At 68.6% G+C, this 16,444-nt stretch carries 8 protein-coding genes; 7 read left to right on the top strand and 1 reads right to left on the bottom strand.

Translation table 11 applies throughout. From position 1 onward, the window contains the following. Positions 1-55: 55 nt before the first annotated feature. Genes I3F54_RS24415 through I3F54_RS24400 form a run of 4 tightly spaced genes read left to right on the top strand, consistent with a single transcriptional unit; the run spans position 56 to position 3,475 of the window. Positions 56-967 carry an ABC transporter ATP-binding protein gene (locus tag I3F54_RS24415; protein WP_240121037.1) on the top strand — a complete coding sequence of 304 codons (912 nt, stop codon included), beginning with the start codon at positions 56-58 and terminating at the stop codon, positions 965-967. After that, positions 964-1,704, top strand: coding sequence for an ABC transporter permease (locus I3F54_RS24410; RefSeq protein WP_240121035.1), 741 nt, complete (start codon positions 964-966; stop codon positions 1,702-1,704). The genes I3F54_RS24415 and I3F54_RS24410 overlap by 4 nt, the downstream gene beginning before the upstream one ends. After that, positions 1,704-2,864 (top strand): sensor histidine kinase, encoded by a 1,161-nt coding sequence (locus I3F54_RS24405; RefSeq protein WP_240121098.1) that lies wholly within the window; start codon positions 1,704-1,706, stop codon positions 2,862-2,864. Before I3F54_RS24410 ends, I3F54_RS24405 begins: the two co-directional genes overlap by 1 nt. Then, positions 2,861-3,475, top strand: coding sequence for a DNA-binding response regulator (locus tag I3F54_RS24400; protein ID WP_240121034.1), 615 nt, complete (start codon positions 2,861-2,863; stop codon positions 3,473-3,475). Before I3F54_RS24405 ends, I3F54_RS24400 begins: the two co-directional genes overlap by 4 nt. 244 nt (positions 3,476-3,719) lie before the next feature. Here the strand turns inward: I3F54_RS24400 and I3F54_RS24395 are convergent, their stop codons facing one another. Continuing rightward, positions 3,720-4,181, bottom strand: coding sequence for a hypothetical protein (locus tag I3F54_RS24395; RefSeq protein WP_240121033.1), 462 nt, complete (start codon positions 4,179-4,181; stop codon positions 3,720-3,722). 824 nt (positions 4,182-5,005) lie between these two features. Here I3F54_RS24395 and I3F54_RS24390 point away from each other — a divergent pair. From I3F54_RS24390 to I3F54_RS24380, 3 genes are all read left to right on the top strand, one after another. Continuing rightward, positions 5,006-8,626, top strand: coding sequence for a LamG domain-containing protein (locus tag I3F54_RS24390; protein WP_275676737.1), 3,621 nt, complete (start codon positions 5,006-5,008; stop codon positions 8,624-8,626). Positions 8,627-8,749: 123 nt separating this feature from the next. After that, complete coding sequence (locus I3F54_RS24385) at positions 8,750-15,751, top strand: RHS repeat-associated core domain-containing protein (protein WP_240121031.1); 7,002 nt, start codon at positions 8,750-8,752, stop codon at positions 15,749-15,751. Between the two features lie 5 nt (positions 15,752-15,756). Further along, positions 15,757-16,212: a hypothetical protein gene (locus I3F54_RS24380; protein ID WP_240121030.1), complete on the top strand. Its 456-nt coding sequence runs from the start codon at positions 15,757-15,759 to the stop codon at positions 16,210-16,212. Positions 16,213-16,444: the final 232 nt, after the last annotated feature.

Here is a 16,444-nt window from a genome sequence, read left to right as displayed (position 1 = left end):
CACTCCGGACGGCCGGCACTGTCCCCGCCCGCGCCCCGCGGGCCACCATGGCCGCATGACAACGAAAGCCCCGGTGGTCGCGTTCGACCAGGTGAGCAAGGCCTACGGTGAGGTCCGGGCCGTGGACGAACTGACCCTGACCCTGCACCCCGGTGAGACCGTGGCCCTGCTCGGCCCCAACGGCGCCGGCAAGTCCACCACCCTCGACCTCCTCCTCGGCCTCAAGGCCGCCCACAGCGGCACCGTCAGCCTCTTCGGCTCCACCCCGCGCGAGGCGATCGTGCGCGGCCGGGTCGGCGCCATGCTGCAGACCGGCGGCCTGATGGACGAGGTCACCGTCGCCGAGCTGGTCCGCCTCGCCTGCGACCTGCACCCGCGGCCGTACCGGGTCTCCGACGTGCTCGCCCGCGCGGGCATCGCGCAGATCGCCGACCGCAAGGTCAACAAGCTCTCCGGCGGACAGGCCCAGCGCGTCCGCTTCGCCCTCGCCACCGCCGGCGACAGCGACCTGATCGTCCTCGACGAGCCGACCACCGGCATGGACGTCACCACCCGCCAGGCCTTCTGGGCCACCATGCGCGAGCAGGCCGACCAGGGCCGCACCGTCCTCTTCGCCACCCACTACCTCGAAGAGGCCGACGCCATCGCCGACCGGGTGCTCGTGCTGCACCGCGGCCGGCTGCTCGCCGACGGCACGGCCGCCGAGATCAAGGCGAAGGCCGGCGCCCGGCGCGTGTCCTTCGACCTGGAGGGCACGATCGACGAGACCTCGCTGCGCGAGCTGCCGTTCCTCACCACGATCGACGTGTCCGGCCAGACCGTCCGTATCCAGTCCTCCGACGCCGACGCCACCGTCCACGCCCTCTACGGGCTCGGCCTCTACCCCCGCAACCTGGAGGTCGCCGGGCTCGGCCTGGAGCAGGCCTTCGTCGCCATCACCGCCGCCGAGGAGGCCAAGCAGTCGTGAACAGCCTGATCAAACTGGAACTCACCCGGGCCCTGCGCAACCGCAAGTTCCTGTTCTTCTCGGTGATCTACCCCTCGGTGCTCTTCCTGCTCATCTCGGGCACCGCCGACGGCACCACCAAGATCGACGGCACCGGCCTGACCCTGCCGACGTACATGATGGTCTCCATGGCCTCCTTCGGCGCCCTGACCGCCGTCCTGATGGGCAACAGCGAACGCATCGCCAAGGAGCGCGAGAGCGGCTGGGTACGGCAGCTGCGGCTGACCACCCTCCCGGGCCGCGGCTACGTCCTCGCCAAGACCGCCAGCGCCGCCGTGGTCAGCCTGCCGTCGATCGTCGTCGTCTTCGCCGTCGCCGCCGCCGTGAAGGACGTGCGCCTCGACGCCTGGCAGTGGCTCGCGCTCACCGGCGCCATCTGGGCGGGCAGCCTGGTGTTCGCCGCGCTCGGTGTCGCCATCGGCTACCTCGCCAGCGGCGACGCGGTCCGCCCGATCACCATGATCACCTACTTCGGCCTGTCGATCCTCGGCGGCCTGTGGATGCCGACGACGAGCTTCCCCGGTTGGCTCCAGGACATCGCCCGCTGGGTGCCCACCCACGCGTACGCTGCCCTCGGGCAGGCGATCGAGCAGAGCCAGGCCCCGCACGTGAAGGACATCGCCATCCTGGCCGTCTTCTTCGCCCTGTTCACGGGCGGAGCGGCCTGGCTGTACCGGAAGGACACGCTGAAGGCGTGATGAAGGGCATCGGCCTCGGGCAGCGCCCGCAGAACCGCAGGCAACGCGTGCTGAAGGTGCTGTGGACCGGCATCTGGTTCGCCTACCTCCAGGCGCCGGTCGACGACCTGCTGCACGGCGGACTCAGCGACGGCGTACGGCTCCTCGGCTGGCTCGGCCTGGCCGCCTTCGTCTCCTGGTACTTCATCCTGATCTTCCGCGCCGGGCGCGGCGACCGCAACGCCCTGGTGCTCGGCGCGCTCGGAGTCCTCGCCGCCCAGGCCACGGTGCTGTCCCTCACCCTGGGCCGGGACTGGATGGTCCTGTACGTGTACGTGGCCGTGGCCTCCGGTGCGGCCCTGCCGATGCGCCTGTCCCGCTGGACGATCCCCTGCGCCTCGGCGCTGCTGACGGCGGTCGCCCTGACCGTCCCCGGCGGCGAGGACTTCCTGGCCGGCCTGCTCCTGCCGGCGCTGCTGGGCGGATTCTCCATGACGGGCGTGCGGGAACTGATCCGCACCACCATCGAGTTGCGCGAGGCCCGCGCCACCGTCGCCCAGCTCGCCGCCAACGAGGAGCGGCTGCGGCTCGCCCGCGACCTGCACGACCTGCTGGGCCACTCGCTGTCGCTGATCACCCTCAAGAGCGAGCTGGCGGGCCGCATGCTGCCCGGCCACCCGGAGAAGGCGGCCCAGCAGGTCGCCGACATCGAACAGGTCAGCCGCCAGGCCCTGGTGGACGTCCGCGAGGCGGTGACCGGCTACCGGCGCCCCCGCCTCGCCGCCGAACTCGCCGGGGCGAAGGCCGCCCTGACCGCGGCCGGCGTCGCCGCCGAACTCCCCACCGAACCCGGCCTCGACGGCGTCCCCGAGGACAGCGAGTCCGCCCTCGCCTGGGCGCTGCGCGAGGCCGTCACCAACGTCGTGCGGCACAGCGGCGCCCGCCGCTGCACGGTGGACGTCCTCCGCCGTCAGACGCTCGACGGCCCCGTCCTGGAACTCTCCGTCGAGGACGACGGCTCCGGCGGGGCGGGCAACGGCCCCGGCAACGGCCTCACGGGCCTGACCGAGCGCCTGGAGAAGGCGGGCGGCAGCCTGGAGGCGGGCCGGATGCGCAAGGGCTTCCTGCTGGTCGCCCGCGTCCCCGCCGCGCAGCCCGCGCCCGTAGGATCCGGGGCATGACGCGCATGATCAAGGTTCTGCTGGCCGAGGACCAGTCCATGGTCCGCGAGGCGCTCGCCGCGCTGCTCGGTCTGGAGGACGACATCGAGGTGGCCGTCCAGGTCGCGCGCGGCGACGAGGTCCTGGCAGCGGCCCGGGAGCACGGCGTGGACGTAGCCCTCCTCGACATCGAGATGCCGGGCGCGACCGGCATCGAGGCGGCGGCCCGGGTCCGCCGCGAACTACCGGACGTCAAGCTGGTCGTCCTGACCACCTTCGGCCGCCCCGGCTACCTCCGCAGCGCGATGGAGGCCGGCGCCGACGCCTTCCTGGTCAAGGACGCCCCCGCCGCCCAACTCGCCGCAGCCGTCCGCAAGGTGCTGGCGGGGGAGCGCGTCATCGACCCGACCCTGGCCGCGGCGGCCCTCGCCGAGGGCGCCAACCCCCTCACCGACCGCGAACGCGAGGTCCTGCGCGCAGCCGCCGACGGCTCCACGAACGCCGAACTCGCGGCGTCCCTCCACCTGTCCCAGGGCACCGTCCGCAACTACCTGTCGACGGCGATCCAGAAGCTCGCCGTACGCAACAGGACGGAAGCGGCCCGCATCGCCCGCGAGAAGGGCTGGCTGTAGCGCCGGGTTCCGGCGCGGCGGGCGCGGCCCGGCCGGCCGGTGCCACCGACCGGCCGATGCCACCGACCGGCACCGCTGATCCCTGCTGGGGATCGCCACGTATCGCCACGGATCGCCACGGTGGATCGGCGCCGGGGGATCGCTCCCCACGGCCGGGCACGGCCTCACCCTCCGGTCCGCCCGGTGCTGGAGGACCGTTCACCACGGCCGGGCACGGCCTCCTCCGGCCCGCCCGGCTCCGGTTTCACGTGCCGTCCACGTCCTCGGTCCCCAGAAGGACGCCGTACGTGCCGTCGTCCCTCGCCGTGACCGCGACCACGATCCCCTCGGGCTCGGCGGGCACACCGAAGGTGACCTTGTGGCTCACCGCGGGGTCACAGGGCTGGGACACCACCTGGTACAGCACCTTGCCGGCCGCGTCGTCGAAGTCGGCCGACAGCACGCCCCTGCCCGTGCAGACGATCTCGGCGGTGACCTCGCCCGCAGGGACGGCAGGTGTCCGGTGGCGGCCGGTTCCGCGGCCGGTCACCTCCAGCAGGGTGTTGCCGACCCCGTCCGACGAGAAGGACGGCAGTTCCGAGGGGGCCGTCTTCCCCGCCGTCGCCGCGGAGCGGCTCGGAACAGCCCCGGAAGGGCTGTGGTCGGTGCATCCTGCTGCTGCGACGGCCAGCACGAGAACAGCTGTGGCCCGGCGTAAGGACGGCATGCGCGTTCCTCTCCCCGTTTCTCCCCGTTTCCGTGAAGGGTAGACGGCAGTTTCCTCGTGCGATCCCCGTGGTGAGACGGGTCACGTCAGGAACAAGCAATTCCGGTTATCGGGCTCCTCGTAGGATCTATTTCCAGCCACCCTGTCCGGAATTCGCCGCTCGGGGTCGCCCTGGGGTCTCCGTGGATCGGCCCTGACGTCCGCCTCTGAAGGCGCGGGCTGTTCCCGTCGGGGTGCCGGGCGTGACTCGCGCGGGCCCGGTGAGCGGCCCGCGCCCCTTGGCGGCGACCTGGTGGCGCCCCGATGGCGTTGATCCTGATGGATGTCATCTCGCCCCGAATGTGACACGGGACTTTCGTCCAGGAGGCCTGCTCGGGACGTGGGCGAAAGGTGATGGACGGCGATCAGCCGCTCAAAAAGATCAAATATCCTTCGATATCGGCATGGATGATCGGTCTGCCGTTGGTTCATTCTTCTCGCCCCATGGTGCCTGATTCCCTGTTCTCGGAGTTGCGCCACATGGCTTGCCGTGACCTTGCGCGTGCTCGGAATGCGGGTGGACGACTCCGATTTCACAGGGATGGCGCCCGGTTCGGCCTGGGTGAATGACGCGCGACGGGGTGGTGCGGTCGCGGGTGATTGCATGTCGCACTCTTGATCGATTATGAGAACGGGGTTAAAGTCTCGGGGACTTTGTGGTGATCTTGTGAACCGGGGGGCGAGTTCCTGTGTCGTCGGGGTGGGTCGAACATGGCGTGAAAGGGCGTCAGAGACGAAGGGACCGCGCGAGAGCGAGGGCGGGAGCCGTCGTCCTCGCCACGGTGATGGCGACACTCGCCTTCCCCGTGCATCAGGTCTCCGCTTCTCCCTCCGAGTCGGATCCCGCACCCGTGTCGGAGGAACAGCAGGCCCTGACCGAGGCCGAGCAGTCCGGTCAGCGGGTGGAGGTGACGGGCAAGCGGTCCGAGCGGTCGACCGTGTTCGCCAACCCCGACGGCCACACCTTCACCCTGGAGGAGTCGACGGCCCCGGTACGGGTGCCCACGCCGGACGGCGGCTGGCAGGCGCCGGACGCGACGCTGGAGAAGCGTCCCGACGGATCGGTGGCGCCGAAGGCGGCGGCCGTGCAGATGGCGTTCTCCGGCGGTGGTGACCAGGCGCCCCTGGCCCGGATCACTGACCACGGCCGCTCGCTGGAACTGGGGTGGCCGGGCACGCTGCCCGCCCCCACGCTGGACGGCACCACCGCCTCGTACGCGGAGGTCCTGCCGGGTGTGGACCTGCGGGTGAACACGACGCCGGAGAGCTTCCAGCCGGTGTTCGTGGTGAAGACGCCTGAGGCCGCGGCCAGCAAGGAGCTGAAGAAGCTCACCTTCGGCCTGAAGGCCGTGCACCTGAACGTCCGTGAGGGCGCGTCCGGAAGCCTCGCGGCGGTCGACGACGCGGGTCGCACGGTGTTCAAGGCGCCGCCCGCGCGCATGTGGGACTCCGCCGGCGAGGGCGCCGGCCCGCAGACCCAACTCGCGCGGACCGAGGCCGCCGGCATCGGCGGGGCCGCACCGTCCGACCCGTCCGAGTCGGCGCCCTCGGGGTCCGGTGTCGAGCCCGGGCAGGGCGACGCGGTGACCCGCATGGACGTGGACGTCACGAAGGACTCCCTGTCGGTGGTGCCCGACGCCCAGATGCTCAGCGAGACGGACGCCGCGGACTTCCCGCTGTTCATCGACCCGGCGGTGGCCGCCGGCGTGTCGGAGCGCACCCTGCTGCGCAGCGACGGCTACACCTCGTACGGCTGGGGCAACGGCTCCGACAACGAGGGCAAGGGCATGGGCCACTGCAGCAGCTACGGCGGCTACTACTGCGGCCCGGGGTACACGCAGCGGCTCTACTTCGAGTTCTCCCCCTCCCAGCTGAGCGGCAAGAAGGTCCTCGACGCCACCTTCCGGGCCACGGAGACCTGGTCGTTCACCTGTGACGCGAAGTGGGTGGACCTGGTCCGCACCAACAACATCTCGTCCTCGACCACCTGGTCGTCGCGACCGGCGGAACTGGACTGGATGGTCGACCGCTGGGTGTCGGCGGGCCGCGGCTCGGCCTGCGATCCGTCGCAGCCCGCCGCGCCGATCGAGTTCCACGACAACCCCGCCGAGTCGAACGAGAACCTGACGCCGACGGTGCAGTCGTTCGCCGCGGGCAACTTCGCCCGGCTGACCCTGGAACTGAGGGCCCACGACGAGTCGGACACCGCCTCCTGGAAGCGCTTCAGGAACGACGCCGTCCTCTCGGTGCAGTACGTACCGCTGCCCGGCAAGCCCGACCAACTGGGCGTGGGCGTGACCAGCGTGTGTGCGAGCAATGCATCGGATCCGGCGATCGTGTTCACCCCCACCCTGCGGGCCAGGGCGCAGAGCCTGCCGGGCGGGGACCTGCGCAACCTGCGCGTCTATTTCGACCTGGACGAGCTGAACAGCGACGGCAGTTGGACCGACACAACCCCTGGGAACGGCTCCCTCTATCCCACGTCCGGCTTTGCCAAGGACGACCAAGTCGTCACCATGACATGGTCGGCCCTGACGGAAGGCAAGCTGTACCGCTACCACGCCTGGACATGGTCGTACTACGACGATCAGTCCCACTACCTCAGCAGTGCCGTGTCGACCGGGTTCTGCTATTTCAAGGTCGACCCCGAAGCACCGAAGGCACCGCAGATCACCTTCAACGAGCCGTACACCGAGTGCCGGTCCAGCGAGTACGGTGAAGAAGGTTCCTGCGTGGCGCAGGGCGGCCCGGGAGTCGAGGCAAAGTTCTCCGTCGCCCCGAACGCGGCGGACACGAACACGGATTCCTACGACTACCAGTACAAGCTGTCCACCGACACCAAATGGTCACCCGCCAGTGGTCCCGAAGCCACGGTGAGCGTGACTCCGCAGCACTCGGGGACGTACACCTTCCAGGTGCGTGCCGTCCAAAACACGGACGGTGGCCGTGCCGGGCAGACGGCGCAGGTGGAGTTCCTCGTCGCATCCGGTGCCGGTCCGACGGGCAGGTGGCACTTCGACGAGGCGAGCGGCGATGCCGTCGACTCGGCCGTGGCCGGCGGCGTCCCGCAGTACAACGCGGCCCTGCACGGCGGCGCGACACGTGACGACCGTGGCCGGAGAGGACTGATGACCCGGGACGAGCTCGGGAACCCTCTGGATCCGCCGATCACGGACAAGGGCCTGGCCCTGGACGGCAGCACCGGGTACGCGGCAACCACCGAACCCGTCGTCGACACCCGCGCCTCCTACACCGTCTCGGCCTGGGCCCGGTTGGACCGCCTGCCCAGCGACAACAGGACCGTCCTCGGGCAGGACGGCACCTTCTACAGCGGCTTCTACCTCTCCTACCAGGGCTCCGTCGGCACGTGGACGCTGCGGACGTCACCGAGGGACGACGGGAGCGGCAACATCACCGACCAGGTGGTGGTGGCCAAACAGCCGGCAACGGCTGGAGTGTGGACGCACCTGGCCGCTGTCTACGACGCGTCGACCAACGAGATCCGCCTCTACGTGAACGGCAAGCTGCAGGGCAGCGACACGGTGGCCTCCTCCCGGAAGGCGCAGGGGGCGCTGCAGATCGGTCGGGTGCTGTGGGCCGGTGCCTACTACGACTACTTCCCCGGGCAGATCGACGAGGTGAACGCCTGGCAGCGGGCCCTGACCGACGCGGAGGTGGCCGACGAGGCGGAGCTGTCCCTGAACGGCGCGTACAACCATGTCGAGCTGGTGGCCGACTGGTCGGCGGACGGAGGCAGCGGTACGACCCTCGCCGACACGGACTCCGGCTACGGCCGCAGTCTGACCCTGTCGGGCGACGCGCACCTGGACGGTACGGCGATCGTGCTGGACGGGTCCGGTGACGCCGCCAAGACTCCCGGACCGGTGGTCGACGACACCGGCTCCTTCACCCTCTCCACCGTCGCCTCCGTGGACAAGCAGAAGATCGCGGCCGAACCGATCGGCTACACGGCTCAGGTGGCGGGCCAGCGCACGTCGGACGGCTCCGGCTGGGGCCTGTGGTTCCAACTGGCCGACGTCCAGAACGAACTCAATGAGGACACCGGGGAAGAGGAGAGTGTCCCCACGGGGCACTGGTACTTCGGCCGGTTCGCCGACGGCGAGTTCGACGGGGTGAGCGCCGTTGCCGAGGTGGGCGCGGATGTGCGGCTGACCGGTGTCTACGACGCGCGGGCGGGCGAGATCAGGCTCTACGTCGGAGACCAGGACAAGGGCCCGAAGCCGTTCACCTCCGCAGCCGGCTCGGGAGACTTCGCCGTCGGCACCGGCTTCACCGGCGGCACCTGGCAGCACTACCTGCCCGGTCGCGTCAGCCGGGTATCGCTGTGGGCAGGCGCGATGGCCGGCTCCGACCAGGTCGACGACATCACGATGACGAGCGGCTGACACACACGGTGCAGGACCGGCGGAGCCGGTTCTGCACCGCACGGGATCGATCAGGGCGGATCCGGCGGTGTTCTGCCCGCAGGACGCGGACTTCATCCTTTGGAACTCGGTGGGACGAAATCGATGGTCTTTGGCATAGGCACCTCAAGAAAGTGGCGTAGTGCGGGGAGACGCCGCACCGGTCGGCTGCTCGGTCAGTCACTGGCGCTGGCCCTGGTCGTTCCCCTGGGGGTCGCTCAGGTCGCACAGGCGGCCGGCCCCACCGGTCTGGGACGCCCCGATGTACCCCCCTCACGCGTCACCAAGGTCGAGCCCTTCGACGGGCCCGGGGCGAAGGCGGCCCGGCAGAAGGTCGCCCGGGACAGGAAGGCCAACGCCGCGCAGGCCGCGCAGGCCGGCCAGGAACGCAGGAGCGCCTGGCCGAAGAAGGGAGAAGCGACCGTCGCCGTCCCCGACGGCACGGCGGGCAGCACCGGGCTGGCCAGGCCCGGCGGGCTCCCGGTGACGGTGACCCGCTCCTCCGGCAAGACGTCCCTGCGGGACGGCGACGTGCACCTGAGCGTCCTGGACCAGCAGGCCGCCCGGGAGGCCGGCATCACCGGGATCCTCCTGACGGCCGAGTCGGAGCAGGCCGGTACGGCCCGTTTCGATGTCGACTACAGCAAGTTCGCCTCCGCGGTGGGCGGCGGCTGGGCCCAGAGGCTGCGCCTGGTGCAGCTGCCCGCCTGCGCGCTGACGACGCCGCAGAAGCCCGAGTGCCGCAAGCAGACGCCATTGGCGTCGGACAACGACACCACCCACCAGACCGTCTCCGCCGACGTGCGGCTCCCTCAGACGACGAGCGGCCCGTCCGCACAGCTGATGCGCACCGCGTCCGGCGCCTCCGCCTCGGGCGCGACCGTCCTCGCGGTCACCGCCGCCTCCGCGGGCTCCGGCCAGTCGCCCAACGGCGCCGGCGACTACTCGGCGACCCAGCTGTCCGAGTCCTCGTCCTGGGAGGCCGGCGGCAACTCCGGCTCGTTCACCTGGTCGTACGGTTTCGCGACGCCGCCCGCGGCGGCGGGCCCCGCGCCGTCCCTCTCGCTGTCGTACGACTCCGGCAGCGTCGACGGCCGCACCGCGAGCACCAACAACCAAGGCACCTCCGTCGGTGAAGGGTTCACCCTCACCGAGTCCTACATCGAGCGCAGCTACGGCTCGTGCGACGACGACGGTCATGCTGACGTCTTCGACCAGTGCTGGAAGTACGACAACGCCACCCTCGTCCTGAACGGCAAGTCCACGCGACTGATCAAGGACGACTCCACCGGTGTGTGGCACCTGGCGGACGACGACGCATCGAAGGTCGTCCGGTCCACCGGCGCGGACAACGGGGACGACAACGGCGAGTACTGGACCGTCACCACCGGCGACGGCACCAAGTACGTCTTCGGCCTGAACAAACTGGACGGTGCCGGTACCCAGCGCACCAACTCCACCTGGACGGTGCCCGTCTTCGGCGACGACTCCGGCGAGCCCGGCTACTCGGCCGGCTCCACCTTCGCGGAACGGTCGCTCACCCAGGCCTGGCGGTGGAACCTCGACTACGTCGAGGACACCCGCGGCAATGCGGCGACCTACTGGTACACGAAGGAAGCGAACTACTACAAGAAGAACAAGGCGACGACGGCCGACGCGGTCTACACCCGAGGCGGCTATCCGAACAGGATCGAGTACGGTCTGCGCAAGGGCGCCCTGTTCACCGACAACGCCGACGCCAAGGTGACCTTCACCTACGACGAGCGCTGCACGGCCGCGGACTGCTCCAGCCTGACCAAGGACACCGCCGACGACTGGCCGGACGTGCCCTTCGACGCCCTGTGCACGAGTGGTGACACCGACTGCAACGCGGCCGGCCCGTCCTTCTTCAGCCGCAAGCGCCTGACCGGCATCCACACCTACTCCTACAACGCCACCACGGCCGCCTACGACTCGGTCGACTCCTGGGCACTGACCGAGGAGTACCTGGACGGCAACGACATCGGCGACAGCTCGGACCAGGTGCTGGCGCTCACGTCCATCACGCGGACGGGCAAGGCCGGCGCCACCCCCATCACCCTGAAGCCGATCTCGTTCACCTACCAGATGCGGCCCAACCGGGTCGACGCCACCGACGACATCCTGCCCCTCACCCGCCCCCGCATCTCCACCGTCACCTCGGAGACCGGCGCGATCACCGCGGTGACCCTGTCGCCCGCCGAGTGCGTGCGCAGTGAACTCTCCGGTGCCGCCGAGGACTCCAACACCCGCTCCTGCTACCCGCAGTACTGGCACATCAACGGTGCCGAGGAAGCCTCGATCGACTGGTTCCACAAGTACCGCGTCCTGGCCGTCACCGTGTTCGACCCGGCCGCGAACAACCCGGCGGTCGAGCACGCCTACTCCTACAGCGGAGCGGCCTGGCACTACAGCGACGACCCGTTCACGCCCAAGGACGAACGCACCTGGTCCGACTGGCGCGGCTACCGCCAGGTCACCGCCCTCACCGGCGCCACCAGCGCCACCCGCTCCAAGACGGTCTCCCTCTACCTGCAGGGAATGAACGGCGACAAGAAGAAGGACGGCACCACCAAGTCCGCCACCGTCGCCCCGCTGCTCGACACGGACGTCGACTTGCCCAACGCGACCGACAGCGACCGCTACGCGGGAATGCTGCGCCAGCAGGTGGCCTACAACGGCAGCCAGCCCATCAGCAGCCTCTTCAAGAACTACACCTACCGGCAGACGGCGAGCCAGAGCGTCCCCGACGCCGCCGACCAGGTAGCGCGGTGGGTCCGCGACACCACGACCTACACCAGCACCTACCTCACAGCCTCCGCCGGCTGGCGCACACGCGAGACCAAGGCGGCCTACGACGACCTCGGCATGGCCGTCTCCGTCGACGACTTCGGCCGGTACGGGGTGAGCGGCGACGAGACCTGCACCCGCACCTGGTACGCGCGCAACAACAGCCTCGGCATCACCGGCCTCGTCTCCCGCACCCGCACCGTGGCCCGCAGCTGCTCGGTCGCGGACAGCCAGCTCAGCCTGCCCCTGTCCGCCACCACGCGCGGCGACGTCCTCACCGACACCGCCGCCGTCTACGACACCGCCGACGCCACCACCTGGACCGCGGCGCAGACGCCCACCAAGGGCCAGGCGACCTGGACAGGCCGGGCCACCGGATACGCCGCCACCGCCGACACCAACGGCGACCGGCTCCCCCTCGGATGGCAGACGACCGCCACCACGACCTACGACACCCTCGGCCGCCTGCTCACCGTCACCGACACCGCGGGCCACACCACGTCCACGGCCTACACACCGGCGGCGAGCGGTCCGCTGACCAAGACCGTCACCTCCAACCCCAAGCTGTACAAGACGTACGTCTTCCTGGACCCGCGCCGCGCCCTGCCGCTGCGCAGCTACGACATCAACGTGAAGAAGACCGAGCAGGCGTACGACGCGCTCGGCCGTCTGACCGACGTGTGGCTGCCCAACCGGAGCAGCAGCGTCCAGGGTCCGAACCTGAAGTTCGACTACCACCTGGACAACGCCGAGGCGTCCTGGGTGTCGACCTCGACGGTGAAGAACGACGACACCTACAACACCAGCTACACGCTCTACGACGCTCTGCTGCGCCCCCTGCAGACGCAGACCCCCACCCCGCAGGGTGGCCGTCTGCTGACCGACATCCGCTACGACACCCGCGGCCTGGCCTGGGACGCCTCCACCGACATCTTCGACCCGACCAAGTCGCCCAACGGCACCTACACCCGCACCGGTTCCGGAGCGGCTCCCACGGAGACGCAGACCGTCTACGACGGCGCGGCACGGCCGACCACGAGGACCCTCTACGTCGGCGGCGTGAAGAAGTGGTCCACCACCACGAGCTACACCGGTGACTCCGTCGCCGCCACCGCGCTCGACGGCGGCTCCGCCCAGCGCACCGTCACCGACATCCGCGGGCGCACGGTCGAGACCCGCGCGTACGAGAGCACCAGCCCGGCCGACGCCGACTACGGCACCGGACCCGGTGCCGCCTACGCGTCGACCGCGTTCACCTACGGCCCGGACGGGCAGCTGAAGACCATCACCGGCCCCGACGGAGCCACCTGGTCCTACGGCTACGACCTGTTCGGCCGGCAGACCAGCGCGAGCGATCCCGACAAGGGCACCACGACCAGCGAGTACAACACGCTCGACCAGGTCATCAAGACCACCGACGCCCGCGGCACCTCGATCCTCTCCGCCTACGACGAACTGGGGCGGATCACCGGCACCTGGTCGGGTACCGAGACGGACGCCAACCAGCTCACCGCCCACACGTACGACACGGTCTTCAAGGGCCTTCCGTCCTCGTCCACCCGCTACGTCGGAGGCACGACCGGCGACGCCTACACACGGACCGTCACCGCGTACGACCCGCTGAGCCGGCCCACCGCGACCGAGCTCCACCTGCCCGACACCGACCCCGTCGTGCAGGCCGGCACACCCACCACGCTGGCGTTCGCGACGTACTACAACAACGACGGCACCGTGGGCACGACCAAGGAGCCCGCCCTCGGCGGCCTGCCCGCCGAGAACATCGACTACGACTACGACGGCCAGGGCAACCTCACCGAGATCGGCGGGGCCACCGGCTACCTGCGCAACGTGTCCTACTCGGCCCTGTCCCAGCCCGAGCAGCTCACTCTGGGCACCGGCGCCTCAGGGCTGAAGAACGTCTACGTCACCAACACCTTCGAGGAGGGAACCGGCCGCCTGATCAGCAGCAATGTCACGGACCAGACACACCCGTACATGCTGCAGGACCTGAACTACACGTACGACCAGTCCGGCAACGTCACCAAGATCAGCGACCCGACCACGCTCGGGGGCACCAGCAGCGCGGACACCCAGTGCTTCGCCTACGACGGGCACCAGCGCCTGACCGAGGCCTGGACACCGGCCTCCCAGGACTGCGCCACCGCTCGCAGCGCGACCGGGCTGTCCGGCCCGGCCCCGTACTGGACCAGCTACGCCTACAACACCGCGGGCCAGCGCACGTCCGAAACCGTCCACAAGGACACCGGCGACACCAAGACCACCTACTGCTACGCCAACTCCGCCCAGCCCCACACCCTGACCGGTACCAGCACCAAGGACGACTGCACCACGCCGGACCGCACCTACGCCTACGACAACACGGGCAACACGACCAGGCGTCCCGGCCCCGTGGCCACACAGAGCCTGACCTGGTACCCCGAGGGCAAGCTGGCCAAGCTGACGGAGAACGGCAACACCACCGACTACCTCTACGACGCCAGCGGCACCCTGCTGATCCGTTCCAAGCAGAACGGCGAACGCATCCTGTACGCCGGTGCCACCGAACTCCACCTCCGCGCGGACGGCTCCACCTGGGCCCAGCGCTACTACTCGGCGGGCGGCATCGCCGCCGCCATGCGCTCCAACGAGTCCGGGACGGCGAAACTCACCTACCTCACCGCCGACCACCACGGCACCTCCACCCTGGCCCTCACCCCGGACACGGCCCAGACCTTCACCAAGCGCTACACCACCCCCTTCGGCTCCGACCGCGGGGCACCCCTCTACGGCCCCTGGCCCGACGACAAGGGCTTCCTCGGCAAAACCCGCGACACCACCACCGGCCTCACCCACATAGGCGCTCGCGAATACGACCCGGGCATCGGCCAGTTCATCAGCATTGACCCCATCCTCAGCCCCGACCAGCCCGAATCCCTCAACGGCTACAGCTACGCCAACAACAACCCCGCAACTGCAAGCGACCCCACGGGACTCGAATCCTGCTACCCCCACTCCTGCTCCGGGGACAACGGAACGTACGGCACCTATCACCCTGAAAACGACCCCGCGTCCGACAAATCCAAAGGCTCCAGTCACAGTAGTAAGTCTGGAACGTCCCACGCCGCTGCAGGAAAGACAGCGAAAGGCGGGAAGCCTGTCGTCAATAAGATTGAGATTCCCAATTATGACGAGCTCTCCCGTTACGCTTCCGGATATGCCGATCAGGATACATATGACTTCCGTATTCAGCGCTGGGCCAAGGATATCTGTTTCGGAAGCGGTGGGAACGACTCTAAGTACACCGGATTCTGTGACACCGCCAAGAATGCCGGACTGCTGGAGGTAGGAAAAGACCCCTTCGGCGTTCAGGCGAACATCAACTGCGTCACCGGACACGGAGACTGTGTCGAGGCTGTCGTAACGGACCTCCTCTACCTGATCGGCGCAGGCTGGAACAGAGTTGCAGTCAAGGGGGCCGCTGCGGAACTGGCTGCTGCACGAGCCGTCTCCGTCGAGACCGAGGAAGCCGCCGTGGCGCGGCTACTGAAATCGGGCTGCAGCTTTTCATCCTCCACGCCGGTCCTGCTCAAGAATGGCACCGAAAAGCCCATCAGTAAGGTTAAACCGGACGATGAGGTGGCGACCGGAGATCCGGGAACAGGAAAGCGCAAGGGTGTCAGAACCGTCATTGCGCGTCTTGTTCACTACGATGACGATCTTGTCGAGCTGTACGTCCGTGAAAAAGATGGTCGTGTCTCAAGGCTCCACACGACCTCGCGTCACCCCTTCTGGGAAGAGAACCTCCACGGTTGGATCCCCGCCGGCAACCTTCAACCGGGTGACACGCTGGCCACCGCAGCAAACACTCAGGTCGAGGTCGTTGATGTAAGGGATGAGGCTGGCTCTGCCAGCATGTACAACCTCACAGTCAATGACCTTCACACGTACTATGTGCTGGCGGGCGAGACTCCCGTTCTTGTTCACAACAGCAACTGCAGTCTTTACAACGGGGACGGCTGGCAGCATGTGCTGGATGAGCACGTGAACGGCAGTCCAGGAGTCGCGCCTGGAAACACGACGTTCTCCGATTACCTGGATCTGGATGATATTGGAGATTTGATTCAGGATACTGCCAAGACGCGAGGGCGGCCGAATACCCCAGACCCGGTGACGGGTGTGCCTCGTGATGGAACAATCCACACGGTAGATTTTGAATATCCCGTAGGGTCGCGGGGTGAGACTAGTGTCGAAGTGATCCTCAATCCCGATGGATCTCTACGCACCGCCTATCCGAGGTGATTGCAATGGGTGAGTTCTCCCTGGATTGGATCATGGGCCAACCTGGCTCCGCGGAATTCGTCGTGAGCTTTCCGCAAGAGGTCATCGAAGTGCACACCACATACGTGGGAGATGGTCTCGGTTCCATCGTGAAGGCGGCGAATGACCTGCGGCTAGGGTCGAGTTCGGCCATCGCCTTCCTTCCTGCCGAGCCGGGTGGCACCTGTCTATTCTTCGCTGGCGCCAGCGAAGAGGCCTATCTTCAGGTCGTCCAATTCGCGGACATGCAATCCGAGTCTGGTCGCTGGAGCGGTGGGATTCTGCGGTGGCATGGCCGGGTTGGGGTCAGTCAGTTCATTCGCGGCGTAATGCGCATGGCAGAAGGTGTTCTGGTGCAATGTGGGGGTGCCGATGCGTATTCAAGAGCTTGGGGTGGCATCCCGTTCCCGGCGCGCGAACTGGATATTCTTCGGCGTGAGTGACGAAATCTGTGTGCGCCGTCATCGGATCTGAGTAGGCTCCTGCGAGGTCGGGCATTCCCCTTGAAGTCGGATTCGCTCACGGGTGATCCGGTGCCATCTCGCGCTATGTCATGATTGCAAATCTGAAGCCCCACCAGCTGTTGCTGGTGGGGCTTCAGTCAGGGCGCCTGCGTTCTCACCTGTCGGGTTGGATGAGGTCGATCGCGTGGCCGGGGTGCGACTTGTAGTAGTC

The sequence above is a fragment of the Streptomyces sp. MUM 2J genome (assembly GCF_022414535.1).
Classification (GTDB): Bacteria; Actinomycetota; Actinomycetes; order Streptomycetales; family Streptomycetaceae; genus Streptomyces.
Note: the sequence above shows the minus strand (reverse complement) of the source record. Positions and strands in the feature narration are given on the sequence as shown.

Excerpts from the sequence above, each read along its gene's own strand:
- I3F54_RS24400 (WP_240121034.1), top strand. The coding sequence starts at position 2,861 with ATGACGCGCATGATCAAGGTTCTGCTGGCCGAGGACCAGTCCATGGTC.
- I3F54_RS24405 (WP_240121098.1), top strand. The coding sequence starts at position 1,704 with ATGAAGGGCATCGGCCTCGGGCAGCGCCCGCAGAACCGCAGGCAACGC.
- I3F54_RS24395 (WP_240121033.1), bottom strand. The coding sequence starts at position 4,181 with ATGCCGTCCTTACGCCGGGCCACAGCTGTTCTCGTGCTGGCCGTCGCA.
- I3F54_RS24415 (WP_240121037.1), top strand. The coding sequence starts at position 56 with ATGACAACGAAAGCCCCGGTGGTCGCGTTCGACCAGGTGAGCAAGGCC.
- I3F54_RS24380 (WP_240121030.1), top strand. The coding sequence starts at position 15,757 with ATGGGTGAGTTCTCCCTGGATTGGATCATGGGCCAACCTGGCTCCGCG.
- I3F54_RS24390 (WP_275676737.1), top strand. The coding sequence starts at position 5,006 with ATGGCGACACTCGCCTTCCCCGTGCATCAGGTCTCCGCTTCTCCCTCC.
- I3F54_RS24385 (WP_240121031.1), top strand. The coding sequence starts at position 8,750 with ATGGTCTTTGGCATAGGCACCTCAAGAAAGTGGCGTAGTGCGGGGAGA.